This is a genomic window from Sphingomonas sp. SORGH_AS_0950 (genome assembly GCF_030818415.1).
In the GTDB taxonomy this organism is placed as follows: Bacteria; Pseudomonadota; Alphaproteobacteria; order Sphingomonadales; family Sphingomonadaceae; genus Sphingomonas.
In genome coordinates this window covers 3,380,405-3,393,467 of the sequence record NZ_JAUTAE010000001.1, presented here as the reverse complement: position 1 = coordinate 3,393,467, position 13,063 = coordinate 3,380,405, and the positions used below count along the sequence as shown (strand labels likewise).

The following is a 13,063-nucleotide window of genomic DNA, read 5'->3' as shown; positions in this document are numbered from 1 at the left end:
GCGAAGTCGAAGCGCACGTTCCGCCCTCAGCCACAAAGTCGACCAGTCCCTTCGCACGAACGCAGCCAAGCGGAACGCAAACAGAACGCCGCCGTTGATCCCGTCGAAAGGATCACGCCATGACCGACAATCCCAAATCCGAACCCTTCTCCAATGCCGAGAAGGACCCCGACGACTGGACCACCGGCGACGAACCGATGACCGGCGCGCAGGCCAGTTATCTGAAGACCTTGTCCGAAGAGGCGGGCGAAGCGTTCGACGACACGCTGAGCAAGGCCGATGCCTCCAAGCGGATCGACGCGCTGCAGGACAAGACCGGCCGGGGCAAATAAGCCCTATTGCCCCATCATCGCCATCGCCTGGTCGAGCAGCATGACCCGCTGCGCGATGGCGTCGCGATAAGGTGCATCGGCGGGGGTCAGCGCCAGGGCGCGTCGCCAGCGGACACGCGCCTTGGCAAAGTCCCCCGCCCGCATCCAGGCCAGCCCCTCGAAGAAGAAGGGCGCCGGGTCGTTCGGCCCCAGCGAGCGCGCGCGGCGGAAGGCGAAGCGTGCGGCGGGCGACATCTGATAGCCGTCATGCGCGAACAGGACATTGCCCAGCTCGGTCCAATAGGGGACGCTGCGCGGATTGCCCCCCACCGCGGCGAGCATGATCCGCACCGCGGTCCGCTTGTCGCCCGAGCGTGCCAGCGCGTCGGCGGCGGTGAACATCGCCGCCTCGCCGCCATAACGCCCCATCAGCTGGCCGCGCAGCTCGACCAGCGCATCATTGTCGAGCAGCGGGTCGGGCCGAGGCGCGGGTGCGCTCGCCGCCAGCATCGGCCGCCCCTGCCAGGCATAGCCCACCCCGCCCAGCGCCAGCGCCGCGCCCAGCATCGTCCAGAGCGGCCGGGGCAGGCCCAGCCGCCACGCCAGCACCAGCGCGCCGCCCATCAGCACCAGAAGCGCCAGCCAGCCCATCAGCGCCGCCTCCGAAAGCTGCCGCGCGCGATCCACGCCCCGGCGACCAGCAACAGCAGGGGCGTCGCCCACAGGAGCGCGGTCGCCCCGGACAGCGGCGGGTCGTAGCTGACATAATCGCCATACCGCTCGATCAGCCACCGGCGGATCGCCGCCGGGCTTTCGCCCTTCGCGATACGCTGGCGGACCAGCGCGCGCATATCGGCGGCCATATCGGCATCGCTGTCGGCGATCGACTGGCCCTGGCACACGACGCAGCGCAGCTCGCCCATCAGCGCGCGCGCCTGCGCTTCGGCGTGGGGATCGGCCAGCTGGGTGTTGCCGTAATCGACCACGGCCGCGCCGCTCAGCGCCAAGGCGAGGAACAGGCTCATCGCGCCGCCGCCACGTCGCGGACGATCCGGTCGACCTGATCGGCGCGGATATCCCCGATATATTGGCGCACGATCCGGCCCCGCGCGTCGATCAGGAACGTCTCCGGCACGCCCGACGAGCCGAGCGACATCTGCACCCGGCTATGCGCATCGTCGCCGATCGCGGCATAGGGATCGCCGTTGCGCCGCAGGAAGTCGGCAATGGCCGGGCCCTTGTCATGGATCGCGATCGCGTCGATCGGCACGCCCTTGGCCTTCAGCGCCATCAGCTGCGGCGCCTCGGCGATGCAGGGGATGCACCAGCTGGCAAAGACATTGAGCAGGCGCGGCTGCCCCTTGCCGAAATCGGCGCTCGCCACCCCCGGCTTGCCCGGCACCATCGGGTCGAGACGAAAGTCCGGCAGCGGCTTGTCGACCAGGGTCGAGCGGACGGTGGTGTCGGACGGCCGCATCAGCCCGCTCGCCACCACGACGAACAGGATCGCAAAACCCGCCAGCGGCACCCAGATCAGCCAGCGCTTCATCCCCAGAGCGCCTCGCGCCGCCGCTGCTGCCAGCCCTTGAACCAGCGCCCGAAAAGCGCCAGCGCGCCGCCCAGCGCGATCAGCACGCCGCCCAGCCAGATCAGCGTCACGAACGGCTTCCACCACAGCCGCAGCTGCCAGCGGCCGGTGGCCGCATCCTGCTGCCCCAGCACGGTATAGAGCTGTCCGTCCCAGCGGGTCGCGATCGCGCTCTCGCTGGTGGTGGTCGGCGGGTCGGTGAAGAAACGCTGTTGCGGGCGCAGCGTGGCACCGTCGCCGTCGCGCGTCGCGGTCAGCCGCGCCTCCAGCGCCGACCAGTTCGGCCCGACATTGGGATAGATGCGGTCCAGCTGTACCCGCCACGGCCCGACGATGGTCGCCTGCCCCGGATAGAGCGCGACCAGCCGCTCGGCGGTGAACGCGCTGTCGCAGGCCATGCCGACCATGCTCACGCCCATGCCGACATGCGCGACGACCATGCCCCAGATCGGCAAAGGCGTGCGCCGCCAGTTGCGCCGGGTGACCGGCAGGACGCTGGCGACGATCAGCCCGATGCCGAAGGACAGGCCGAGCAGCGACAGGATGCTCATGCGCCCCGCCAGCGTCAGCAACAGCGCAAAGGTCCCCGCCGCCGCGACCAGCGGCCACAACATGCGGATCAGCACCGCCTCGGCCTGGTCCCGCCGCCAGCGCAGGGCAGGCCCGACCGCCATGACGGCGACCAGCGCCAGCGCGATCGGCCCGGCGGCGGCCTGGAAGAAGGGCGGCCCGACCGACAGCCGCACGCCGAACCCGGCCGCGACCAGCGGATAGAGCGTGCCGATCAGCACGATGCCCAGGATCACCGACAGCAACAGGTTGTTGACGACCAGCCCGCCCTCTCGGCTGACAAAGGCGAAGCTGCGGCCCGCGCGCACCTGCCCGATCCGCGCCCCGAACAGCGCCAGCGCGCCGCCGATATAAAGCCCCAGCAACCCCAGGATGAACGCCCCGCGCCGGGGATCAACGGCAAAGGCATGGACGCTGGTCAATATGCCCGACCGGACCAGGAAGGTGCCGATCATCGACATGGAAAAGGCGACCACGGCTAGCATTACCGTCCAGGCGCGAAGCCCGTCACGTGCCGCCAGCACATTGACCGAGTGAAGCAGCGCCGTCGCCGCCAGCCACGGCATCAGCGAGGCATTCTCGACCGGGTCCCAGAACCACCAGCCGCCCCAGCCCAACTCGTAATAGGCCCAATAGGACCCCGCCGTGATCCCAATGGTCAGCAGCACCCAGGCGCCCAGCACCCAGGGCCGCATCGCGCGGGCAAAGACCGGCCCGACCTGCCCGGTGACCAGCGCGCCGACCGCAAAGGAAAAGGCGACCGACAGCCCGACATAGCCCGCGTAAAGCGTCGACGGGTGAAAGGCGAGGCCGGGGTCCTGCAACAGCGGGTTGAGCCCCTGCCCCTCGACCGCCGCCGGGTTCAGCCGCGCGAACGGGTTGGAGGCGAACAGCAGGAAGGCATAAAAACCCAGCGCGATCGCCCCCTGCGCGGCCAGCGTCGCGACATGGGTCGCCCGGTCGAGCGCACGCTCCTTCCACGCGACCAGCGCACCGCCCGCGCCCAGGATCGTGACCCAGAGCAGCATCGAGCCTTCGTGATTGCCCCAGGCGCCGGCGAATTTGTAGATCCAGGGCTTGGCCGAATGGCTGTTCTCGGCGACCAGCTTGACCGACAGGTCGGTGCCGACGAACACCGCGATCAGCGACGCCATGGCGATCGCGACCAGCGCGCCCTGCACGATCGCGACCGGCCCGATCGCCGCCATGGCCTGCTCGCCCGCCGCATCCTTGCGCCGCAGCGCAAGGACGCCGAGCAGCAATTGCAACCCCGCCAGCATCGCGGCGAGCCAGAGCGCGGCGAGGCCGCTTTCCGCGATCACGGCTTCAGGCTCCGGCTCTCGTGCAGCTTGCCCGCCATTTCGGGGGGCATATATTTCTCGTCATGCTTGGCGAGCAGATTGGTCGCGACGAAGCGGCCATCGGGCTGGAACTGCCCCTCCGCCACGACGCCCGATTTCTCGCGGAACAGGTCGGGGGTGATCCCGGCGAAGGTCACGGGCGTCGTCGCCTTGCCGTCGGTCACGACGAAGCGGACCGTCACGCCGTCGGGCGCACGGCGGACCGACCCCGCCTCGACCATCCCGCCCAGCCGCACCGCCTTGCCCAGCGGCAGGCCCTGCCTCTGCGCGTCGGAGGGGGTGTAGAAGAACGCCGCCTGGTCCTTCATCGCCGACATGGCGAGCAGCACCGCCGCGACGATCGCGGCCAGCGCCAGCAGCGCCAGCGTGAGACGTTGCGATTTGGGCGTCATTTCTCGGCGCGCTTCATCGCCAGATAGCTGACCAGCGTCAGCGCGCCTGCGCCCCCCAGCATGACCGCATAGGCCGCCGCGACGAATGCCCACTGGCTCATGCGCGCGCCATCCGCCGCATCCGCGCCTCGGCCTTGGCCCGGGCGAGCAGGGTCCGCATCCGCATCAGCACGATCGCGGCGAACAGGAAGGTGAAGCCGCCCAACGCGATGGGCAGCGGCCAGAGCAATGACCCGTCGATGCTGGACCCCGTCAGCCCGATCGACTGGCCCTGGTGCAGCGTGTTCCACCACACCACCGAATAGCGGATCACCGGCAGCAGCGCGGTGCCCGCCAGCCCGTAAAGCGCCGGAATCCGCCCGTCCCCGCCGCGATCGGCATCGGCCCGCGCCAATGCGATATAGCCCAGATAGACGAACAGCAGCAGCAGCATCGAGGTCAGCCGCCCGTCCCATTGCCACCACGTCCCCCAGGTCGGCCGCCCCCAGATCGAGCCGGTCGCCAGACACAAGGCGGCAAACACCGCCCCCGGCCAGGCGATGGCGCGCGCGGCGACCTGCGCCAGCGGATGCCGCCAGACCAAGAGCGACAGGCTGGCCACCGCGATCCCGCTCCACCCACCCATGCCCAGCCAGGCGGCGGGGACATGGATATAGAGGATGCGCACCGTCTCGCCCTGAAGATAATCGGGCGGCGTCTGGGTCAGTCCCGCCCAGACCGCGATCGCGATCAGCACGACGCCCAGCCCCAGGAAAATCCCGGTGAGCGGACGGGCGATCTTCAGGAAGCGCGCGGGGTTCGCAAGGGTGTGCAGGGTGGCCACGATGACAGGACTGTAAGCGGGTTTTTCCGGCGCGTCATCCGTGTTTCCGGCAAGGCTACTTCCTTCTTAAGCCCCTCCCGCAGGCGGGAGGGGTTTGGGGAGGGCATGATGTCTCGCAGAGTGCGTCGCCCGTGGCTTGCCCTCCCCCATCCCCTCCCGCCTGCGGGAGGGGCGTGAGACTCATGGAAGTCGGGACCTGTTACCGTCCTGATTCGTATTTGTACTGCGGCACTCCTATCGGAGGCGCAAAGGGGACCCTCACTTCACCATGCCCGTTCTTCTGCTCGCCCTCGCGCTCGCCCCCCTCCCCGCGCAAACCACCGAACCCGACATCATCGTCACCGGCCGGGGCCTGACCGACCAGCCGGGCGACCGCGCGCTGGATGTGGTGACGATCGACCGCGACCGGATCACGCAGAACGCGTCGCAGCGGCTGGAGAATGTGTTGGCGGATATCGCGGGGCTCCAGCAGTTCCGCCGCTCGGACAGCCGCTCGGCGCATCCGACGTCGCAGGGCATCACGCTGCGCGGACTGGGCGGCAATGCCTCCAGCCGGGCGCTCCTCCTCCTCGACGGCGTGCCGCAGGCCGATCCGTTCGGTGGCTGGGTGGTGTTTCCGGCCTATGCCACCGGGCGGCTGGGGCGAATCCGGGTCACGCGCGGCGGCGGGTCGGGATATTGGGGCCCCGGCGCGCTGGCGGGCACGATCGAGATGGACAGCGCCACCCCCGACCAGCTGTACCCACTCGACTTGGCGCTGTCCTATGGCAGCCGGGATTCGGTCGATGCGCAAGGGGCGGCGTCGCTGGTGCGGGGCGATGGGTTCCTGACATTATCGGGGGCCTATGCGCGCGGCGACGGCTTCACCCCCATCGTCGAGGGGCAGCGGGGGCCGGTCGACCGCCCCGCCCCATATGAGCAATATTCGGGGGCGGCGCGCGGCGTCGTCGGGATCGCGCCCTCGACCGAGTTGCAGATGACGCTGGCGGCGTTTCACGATGCGCGCGATCGGGGCACCGACTTTACCGACAATCGATCGGACGGGGCGGATGCCAGCGTCCGGCTGGTCGGACGCGGCACCTGGGGCTGGTCGGCGCTCGGCTATGTCCAGACGCGGCAATTCGCCTCGCGCTATGCCAGCGTGAACGCCGCGCGGACCGCAGCGACGCTGACGCTGGACCAGTATAATGTCCCCGCCACCGGGCTCGGCGCTCGGGTGGAGGTTTCCCCGCCGCTGGGCGAGGCCGTAAAATTGCGGCTGGGCGGCGACATTCGCGATACGAGCGGACGGACGCAGGAGCTTTACACCTATGTCGCGGGCCTCCCCACCCGGCGGCGCGAGGCGGGCGGGGCGACGCGGACCATGGGGCTGTTCGCCGATGGCAGCGTCGAGGCGGGGGCGCTGACCCTCACCGCCGCCGCGCGGGTGGACGATTGGCGCATCCGCAACGGGCGGCTGGACGAGAATGCGCTGGCGACCGGCGCGGTGCTGACCGACAGCAATTTTCCCGACCGTTCGGGGCAGGAGTTCACCGGGCGGCTGGGCATGGCGCTGCGGCCGGTCGAGCCCGTGACGTTGCGCGCGGCGGCCTATCGCGGCTGGCGTCTGCCGACGCTCAACGAACTCTACCGGCCGTTCCGGGCGGGCGCCGACGCCACCGCCGCCAATGCCGCGCTGAACCCCGAGCATGTCGAGGGTATCGAGGGCGGATTCGACCTGACGCCGCTTACGGGCGTACGCCTGTCGGGCACCTATTTCCTCAACCGGCTGACCGATGCGATCGCCAATGTGACGATGGGGCGCGGGCCGGGGACCTTCCCCGGCGTCGGCTTCGTCGCGGCGAACGGGGTGTACCGGATGCGGCAGAATCTGGACGCGATCCGGTCGCAAGGGTTCGAGCTGGAGGCGAGTGCGTCCTCGGGGCCGGTCAGCGCCCGCGCCTCCTGGTCGCATGTCGATGCCAGGGTCGAGGCATCGGGGCTTGCCGCGCCGCTGGATGGCTTGCGTCCGGCCCAGACTCCGCGCGACCAGCTCTCGGCGACGCTGGCGGTCGCGCATCGCGGTGCGGCGCTCAGCGGGACGGTGCGGCATGTCGGGCGCCAGTTCGAGGACGACCAGAATGTCCGGTCGCTGGCCCCCGCGACGACGCTGGACGCCTATGCGGCGGTGCCGGTCACGCGCGGCTGGCTGATCGAGGCGCGGGCGGAAAACCTGGCCGATGCGCGGGTCGAGGCGGCGTATAGCGGCGCGGGGCTGATCGAACGGGCGACGCCGCGCACCTTATGGATCGGGGTTCGGACGCGGTTGTAATCCCTTGGCCTTCGACTTCGCTCAGGCTGAACGGAGGGTGGTACTGAACCCCGTTCGCCCTGAGCGAAGTCGAAGGGCCTTCGCCCCTATCCCCGCTTCCTCACCAGCGCCGTCCGCAGGCACCGGCATACCACCTCGCCCCGCTGGTTCAGCGCCTCGTGCCGGAACGTCACCAGCCCCGCCCCCGGCCGCGACTTGCTCTCGCGCAGGGCCGTCACCTCGCTCGTCGCGCGCAGCGTGTCGCCCAGAAAGACCGGCGCGGGCATGACCAGTTCGTCATAGCCGAGATTGGCGACCAGTGTGCCCAGCGTCGTCTCCCCCACCGACAGCCCGACCATCAGCGAGAATGTGAAAGTGCCGTTGACGAGGATCTGCCCGAACTCGCTGGCCCGCGCGGCTTCTGCATCGATGTGCAGCGGTTGCGGATTGTGCGTCATGGTCGAGAAGAGGAGATTGTCCGTCTCGGTCACCGTGCGGCGGATTGGATGGTCGATCCGGTCGCCGATGGTCCAGTCCTCGAAGAAGCGCCCGCTCATGCCGCATCCTCCGCGACGATGCGGACCAGCGCAATGCCCTCCGCCACCTGCCCGCCGGTCCGGGCCTTCAGGTCGGTGACGATGCCGTCGAAGGGCGCGGTCAGGACATGCTCCATCTTCATCGCCTCCAGCGTGACGAGCGGCTGGCCCACGCCGACCCTCTGTCCCTCGGTCACGGCGACCGCAATGATCCGGCCGGGCATGGGCGACAGGATCGCCCCATCCCCCGCCCCGCCCGCCGCCAGCCCATCGGCGCGCCAGCGGGTGAAGGACCAGCTTTGCCCGCCCTCCGAGATCAGCACCTGGTCGGTCGGTGCCGGGGGCACATCGCCCGCTTCGCTGAAATCGACGGTGATCGGCCGCCCGTCGAGCAGGAAGCGCGCGCTCCGCCTTGGCGCGGCATTGAGGCGGAAGCCGGTCAGTTCGTCCTGCCCGATCAGCGCGGCGGCGGCTTCGGCCAGCGCTTCCTCGGACGGCTCGGGCGGCGGCATCAGCGCCTCGCCCTCGCGCGCGATCAGGCCGGTATCGACCCGGCCACCCGCGAAATCGACATGGTCGAGCGTCTGGACCAGAAAGCCCGCATTGGTGCGCACCGGCCAGATCACCGCCTCGTCCAGCGCATCGGCCAGCGCCTCGCGCGCCTCCTCGCGGGTGTCCCCATGGGCGATAACCTTGGCGATCATCGGGTCGTACCACGGGGTGATCTCCGCGCCTTCCTCGACCCCGGTGTCGATGCGGATCGCGGGGTCGTCGCCCAGGTCGAACACCTCCAGCGTGCCGATCGCGGGCAGGAATCCCTTGGCCGGGTCCTCGGCATAGAGCCGGGCTTCGATGGCATGACCCTGGATCGACAGGTCGCCTTGCGTCATCGGCAAGGGCTCGCCCGCCGCGACGCGCAGCTGCCATTCGACCAGATCGACGCCGGTGATCGCCTCGGTCACGGGATGCTCGACCTGGAGCCGCGTGTTCATCTCCATGAACCATACGCGGTCGGCGCGCAGCCCTTCGGAGGCGTCGGCGATGAACTCGATCGTGCCCGCCCCCACATAGTCCACCGCCTGCGCGGCGCGGACGGCGGCGGCGCAGACCGCTTTCCGGGTGGCCTCGTCCATGCCGGGCGCGGGGGCTTCCTCGATCACCTTCTGGTGGCGGCGTTGCAGCGAACAGTCGCGCTCGAACAGATGGACGACCTGCCCGTGGCGGTCGCCAAAGACCTGCACCTCGATATGGCGCGGCGAGAGGATATATTTCTCGATCAGCACCCGGTCGTCGCCGAACGACGATGCCGCCTCGCGACGGCAGGAGGCCAGCGCCTCGGCAAAGGCAGCGGGGTCGTCGACCCGGCGCATCCCCTTGCCGCCGCCGCCCGCCACCGCCTTGATGAGCACCGGATAGCCGATCGCGTCCGCCTCGGCGGCGAGGCGGTCGGGGTTCTGGTCCTCCCCCAGATAGCCGGGGGTGACCGGCACCCCGGCGGCGATCATCCGCGCCTTGGCGGCGTCCTTCAGGCCCATGGCGCGGATGCTGTCGGGATCGGGGCCGACCCAGACCAGGCCGGCGGCAATCACCTTCTCGGCGAACTCGGCATTTTCGGACAGGAAGCCGTAACCCGGATGGATCGCCTCCGCCCCGCTCTCGCGCGCGGCGGCAAGGATGCGGTCGGCGTCCAGATAGCTTTCGCGCGCCGGGGCCGGGCCGATGGCGATGGCTTCATCGGCAAGCCGGACGTGCAGCGCCCGCGCATCCGCTTCCGAATAGACCGCGATGGTGCGCAGACCCATGTCGCGCGCCGTGCGGATGATGCGGCAAGCGATCTCGCCGCGATTGGCGATGAGGAGGCTGTTCATCGTCAGGATTCCAGCTTGAACATGATGGCACCCGGACGTTCGGCGATGGCGTCGAAGATCACGGTCAGGATGCGATCGAAACGCTCGCCGACCACCTTTCGCGCGGCGGCGGCGTTGGTGATAGACAAGCTGATCGGCGGATCGACGACCGCGACCAGCAGGTCGAACAGCGCGTCCAGGTTACCGCCATACCATGTGACGCCCGATGCCTCGCGGATGCGGGCATGAAAATCGGCCTCGTCCCCAAGGGTCGCGCCATCGATGGCCAGGTCCATCGGCATCACATCCGGAACACCCCGAAGCGGGGTGCCTCCGCGATCGGCGCGTTCAGGCACACCTCCAGCGCCAGTCCCAGCACATCGCGCGTCTGCGCCGGATCGATGATCCCGTCATCCCACAGCCGCGCGGTCGCGTACCAGGGATTGCCTTCGTCCTCGTAACGCTGGCGGATGGGGGCCTTGAACGCCTCCGCCTCGTCCGGCGTCCAGCTTTCGGCATCGCGGTGGACCGTCGCCAGCACGCTCGCCGCCTGTTCGCCGCCCATCACGCTGATCCGCGCGTTGGGCCAGGTGAACAGGAAGCGCGGGGAATAGGCACGCCCGCACATGCCGTAATTGCCCGCGCCGAAGCTGCCGCCGATCAGCACGGTGATCTTGGGCACCTGCGCGGTCGCCACCGCCGTCACCAGCTTGGCGCCATGCTTGGCGATTCCTTCCGCCTCGTAACGGCCGCCGACCATGAAGCCGGAGATATTCTGTAGAAACAGCAAGGGGATACGCCGCTGGCATGCCAGCTCGATGAAATGCGCGCCCTTCTGCGCACTCTCCGAGAACAGAACGCCGTTATTCGCCAGGATCGCAACCGGCTTGCCATGGATATGCGCGAAGCCGCAGACCAGGCTCGCGCCGTACAGCGCCTTGAATTCTTGGAAGCGCGATCCGTCGACCAGCCGGGCGATCACCTCATGCACGTCATAAGGTGCGCGAACGTCCTGTGGGATCAGGCCGTATAGCTCGTCCGCCGGATAGAGCGGCGCATCCGGCTCAGCCAGGTTGACCTCCGGCAGCATCGGCGGCGGCAGCGTCGCGACGATGTCGCGGACGATCGACAGGGCATGGTCGTCATCCTGCGCGACATGGTCGACCACGCCCGACTTGCGGCCATGGGTGTCCGCGCCGCCCAGTTCCTCGGCCGAGATGACCTCGCCCGTCGCCGCCTTCACCAGCGGGGGGCCCGCCAGGAAGATCGTCCCCTGCCCACGCACGATCACGGTCTCGTCCGACATGGCGGGGACATAGGCGCCGCCCGCCGTACAGCTGCCCATGACGCAGGCGATCTGAGGGATGCCCGCCGCCGACATCTGCGCCTGGTTGAAGAAGATGCGGCCGAAATGATCGCGGTCGGGAAACACCTCGGCCTGGTGCGGCAGGTTCGCGCCGCCGCTGTCGACCAGATAGATGCAGGGCAGCCGGTTCTCGAGCGCGATCTCCTGCGCGCGGAGGTGCTTCTTGACCGTCAGCGGATAATAGGTGCCGCCCTTCACCGTCGCGTCGTTGGCGACGATCATCACCTGGCGGCCATGGACCCGGCCGATGCCCGCGATCACGCCTGCGCCGGGCACCGCGTCGTCATACAGGCCGTTGGCGGCGAGCTGGCCGATTTCCAAGAAGGGCGCGCCCGCGTCGAGGAGTTGCTCCACCCGGTCGCGGGGCAGCAGCTTGCCGCGCGCGACATGGCGTTCGCGGGCGGTTTCACTTCCGCCAAGAGCAGCCTTGGCCACATCGGCGCGGAGACGCTCGGCCAGCGCGCGGTTATGGTCGGCATTGGCGCGGAACGCCGCATCGTCACGGGCGACGCGTGTCGAAAGAATAGCCCCCATCACATCCTCCCCATCTTCGATGGGGAGGGGGACCGCCGCGAAGCGGTGGTGGAGGGGCGAGGGGCTTGCCCCTCCACCACGCTCTGCGAGCGCGGTCCCCCTCCCCAAGCAAGCTTGGGGAGGAATGCGTCGGCCGTCATTGCGCCACCTTTTCGAGCTTGCCGATCAGTTCGCGGCCGATCAGCATCCGGCGGATTTCGTTGGTCCCCGCCCCGATGTCGAGCAGCTTGGCATCGCGCGCGAAGCGTTCGACCGGCCAGTCCTTGGTATAGCCTGCCCCGCCCAGCGCCTGGATCGCCTCCATCGCCACCTTCACCGCGTTTTCACTCGCCAGCAGGATCGCGCCCGCCGCGTCGAACCGCGTCGTCCGTCCGGCATCGCAACTCCGCGCCACCGCATAGACATAGGCCCGCGCCGAGTTGAGCGCGACATACATGTCGGCGACCTTGGCCTGGATCAGCTGGAACTCGCCGATCGCACGGCCGAACTGCCGCCGCTCGCGGACATAGGGGACGACCACATCGAGGCACGCCTGCATGATGCCCAGCTGAATCCCCGCCAGAACCGCGCGTTCATAGTCGAGCCCGCTCATCAGCACGCCGACGCCGCCATTCACCGGCCCCATCACCTGCGCGTCCGACACGAAACAGTCGCTGAAGACCAGTTCGGCGGTCGGGCTTCCGCGCATGCCCATCTTGTCGATCTTCTGCCCGATCGCGAAGCCGGGCATGGCCTTTTCGATCAGGAAGGCGGTGATCCCCCGGCTGCCCTCGCCCGTCTTGGCATAGACGACCAAGGTATCGGCATAGGGCGCGTTGGTGATCCAGAATTTGGTGCCGTTCAGCACCCAGCCGCCATCGGCCTTCACGGCCCGCAGCTTCATCGAGACGACGTCCGACCCGGCCGACACTTCCGACATGGCCAGGCTGCCGACATGCTCGCCAGAGATCAGGCCGGGCAGGTATTTCGCCTTCTGCTCGGGGCTGCCCCAGCGGCGGATCTGGTTGATGCACAGATTGGAATGCGCGCCATAGGACAGGCCGAGCGAGGCCGAGGCGCGCGACACTTCCTCGATCGCGACGACATGCTCCAGATAGCCCAGCCCCAGCCCGCCATCGGCTTCGTCGACGGTGATGCCGTGCAGACCCAGCGCACCCATTTCGGGCCAGACGTCGCGCGGGAACCAGTCCTCCGCGTCCATGCGCGCGGCCAGCGGGGCGATCCGGTCGGTGGCGAAGCGGCGCGTCGCCTCACGAATCATGTCCGCGCTCTCGCCGAGCGCGAAGTCGAAATCGTCGATCATGTCCTCTCCAGCGGATCTGATGTCCGTTGCGTGGCTTTAACCGGATATTACCCGACCGCGCAATGATTGTTCCAAAACGAGATTAGGTGTCGCGATAAGGGATCGATTGTCGTGTTCGACCATTTGCAAAGGGGTCAGTAAC

General features: G+C 68.9%; 13 protein-coding genes. 2 read left to right on the top strand and 11 right to left on the bottom strand.

Annotated elements, in window-relative coordinates; translation table 11 throughout:
- The first annotated feature begins 119 nt into the window (after window positions 1–119).
- Window positions 120–332 carry a DUF3072 domain-containing protein gene (locus tag QE385_RS15325; RefSeq protein WP_307103283.1) on the top strand — a complete coding sequence of 71 codons (213 nt, stop codon included), beginning with the start codon at window positions 120–122 and terminating at the stop codon, window positions 330–332.
- 3 nt (window positions 333–335) lie between these two features.
- On the opposite strand, the gene QE385_RS15320 is transcribed toward QE385_RS15325, so the two are convergent.
- The 6 genes from QE385_RS15320 to ccmC form a co-directional block, all read right to left on the bottom strand.
- Window positions 336–998: a hypothetical protein gene (locus QE385_RS15320; protein ID WP_307103280.1), complete on the bottom strand. Its 663-nt coding sequence runs from the start codon at window positions 996–998 to the stop codon at window positions 336–338.
- Window positions 962–1,336, bottom strand: a complete 375-nt coding sequence (locus tag QE385_RS15315; protein ID WP_307103278.1) for a cytochrome c-type biogenesis protein — start codon at window positions 1,334–1,336, stop codon at window positions 962–964. Before QE385_RS15315 ends, QE385_RS15320 begins: the two co-directional genes overlap by 37 nt.
- Window positions 1,333–1,860, bottom strand: coding sequence for a redoxin family protein (locus QE385_RS15310; RefSeq protein WP_307103276.1), 528 nt, complete (start codon window positions 1,858–1,860; stop codon window positions 1,333–1,335). Before QE385_RS15310 ends, QE385_RS15315 begins: the two co-directional genes overlap by 4 nt.
- The gene (locus QE385_RS15305) at window positions 1,857–3,791 is read right to left on the bottom strand and encodes a heme lyase CcmF/NrfE family subunit (RefSeq protein ID WP_307103274.1); all 1,935 of its coding nucleotides are present in this window, start codon (window positions 3,789–3,791) and stop codon (window positions 1,857–1,859) included. Before QE385_RS15305 ends, QE385_RS15310 begins: the two co-directional genes overlap by 4 nt.
- On the bottom strand, window positions 3,788–4,222 hold the full coding sequence (ccmE, locus tag QE385_RS15300) for a cytochrome c maturation protein CcmE (protein ID WP_307103271.1): 435 nt from the start codon (window positions 4,220–4,222) through the stop codon (window positions 3,788–3,790). Before ccmE ends, QE385_RS15305 begins: the two co-directional genes overlap by 4 nt.
- Window positions 4,223–4,319: 97 nt before the next feature.
- Window positions 4,320–5,045 (bottom strand): heme ABC transporter permease CcmC, encoded by a 726-nt coding sequence (ccmC, locus tag QE385_RS15295; protein WP_307103269.1) that lies wholly within the window; start codon window positions 5,043–5,045, stop codon window positions 4,320–4,322.
- Window positions 5,046–5,313: 268 nt separating this feature from the next.
- Here ccmC and QE385_RS15290 point away from each other — a divergent pair, with 268 nt between their 5' ends.
- Complete coding sequence (locus QE385_RS15290) at window positions 5,314–7,356, top strand: TonB-dependent receptor (protein ID WP_307103268.1); 2,043 nt, start codon at window positions 5,314–5,316, stop codon at window positions 7,354–7,356.
- An 86-nt stretch (window positions 7,357–7,442) separates the two neighbouring features.
- Here QE385_RS15290 and QE385_RS15285 read toward each other — a convergent pair whose 3' ends face one another.
- From QE385_RS15285 to QE385_RS15265, 5 genes are all read right to left on the bottom strand, one after another.
- Window positions 7,443–7,892 carry a MaoC family dehydratase gene (locus QE385_RS15285; protein WP_307103266.1) on the bottom strand — a complete coding sequence of 150 codons (450 nt, stop codon included), beginning with the start codon at window positions 7,890–7,892 and terminating at the stop codon, window positions 7,443–7,445.
- Window positions 7,889–9,739 (bottom strand): acetyl/propionyl/methylcrotonyl-CoA carboxylase subunit alpha, encoded by a 1,851-nt coding sequence (locus tag QE385_RS15280; RefSeq protein WP_307103264.1) that lies wholly within the window; start codon window positions 9,737–9,739, stop codon window positions 7,889–7,891. The genes QE385_RS15285 and QE385_RS15280 overlap by 4 nt, the downstream gene beginning before the upstream one ends.
- Before the next feature lie 2 nt (window positions 9,740–9,741).
- Complete coding sequence (locus QE385_RS15275; RefSeq protein ID WP_307103262.1) at window positions 9,742–10,014, bottom strand: barstar family protein; 273 nt, start codon at window positions 10,012–10,014, stop codon at window positions 9,742–9,744.
- A gap of 5 nt (window positions 10,015–10,019) precedes the next feature.
- Window positions 10,020–11,618 (bottom strand): carboxyl transferase domain-containing protein, encoded by a 1,599-nt coding sequence (locus tag QE385_RS15270; RefSeq protein ID WP_373424683.1) that lies wholly within the window; start codon window positions 11,616–11,618, stop codon window positions 10,020–10,022.
- A 136-nt stretch (window positions 11,619–11,754) separates the two neighbouring features.
- The gene (locus tag QE385_RS15265; protein WP_307103258.1) at window positions 11,755–12,921 is read right to left on the bottom strand and encodes an acyl-CoA dehydrogenase family protein; all 1,167 of its coding nucleotides are present in this window, start codon (window positions 12,919–12,921) and stop codon (window positions 11,755–11,757) included.
- Window positions 12,922–13,063 lie beyond the last annotated feature (142 nt).

What these genes read in the sequence shown, in the direction of transcription:
- QE385_RS15325 (WP_307103283.1), top strand. Translation starts at nt 120, where the DNA reads ATGACCGACAATCCCAAATCCGAACCCTTCTCCAATGCCGAGAAGGAC.
- QE385_RS15315 (WP_307103278.1), bottom strand. Translation starts at nt 1,336, where the DNA reads ATGAGCCTGTTCCTCGCCTTGGCGCTGAGCGGCGCGGCCGTGGTCGAT.
- QE385_RS15310 (WP_307103276.1), bottom strand. Translation starts at nt 1,860, where the DNA reads ATGAAGCGCTGGCTGATCTGGGTGCCGCTGGCGGGTTTTGCGATCCTG.
- ccmE (WP_307103271.1), bottom strand. Translation starts at nt 4,222, where the DNA reads ATGACGCCCAAATCGCAACGTCTCACGCTGGCGCTGCTGGCGCTGGCC.
- QE385_RS15290 (WP_307103268.1), top strand. Translation starts at nt 5,314, where the DNA reads ATGCCCGTTCTTCTGCTCGCCCTCGCGCTCGCCCCCCTCCCCGCGCAA.
- QE385_RS15285 (WP_307103266.1), bottom strand. Translation starts at nt 7,892, where the DNA reads ATGAGCGGGCGCTTCTTCGAGGACTGGACCATCGGCGACCGGATCGAC.
- QE385_RS15280 (WP_307103264.1), bottom strand. Translation starts at nt 9,739, where the DNA reads ATGAACAGCCTCCTCATCGCCAATCGCGGCGAGATCGCTTGCCGCATC.
- QE385_RS15275 (WP_307103262.1), bottom strand. Translation starts at nt 10,014, where the DNA reads ATGGACCTGGCCATCGATGGCGCGACCCTTGGGGACGAGGCCGATTTT.
- QE385_RS15270 (WP_373424683.1), bottom strand. Translation starts at nt 11,618, where the DNA reads ATGGGGGCTATTCTTTCGACACGCGTCGCCCGTGACGATGCGGCGTTC.
- QE385_RS15265 (WP_307103258.1), bottom strand. Translation starts at nt 12,921, where the DNA reads ATGATCGACGATTTCGACTTCGCGCTCGGCGAGAGCGCGGACATGATT.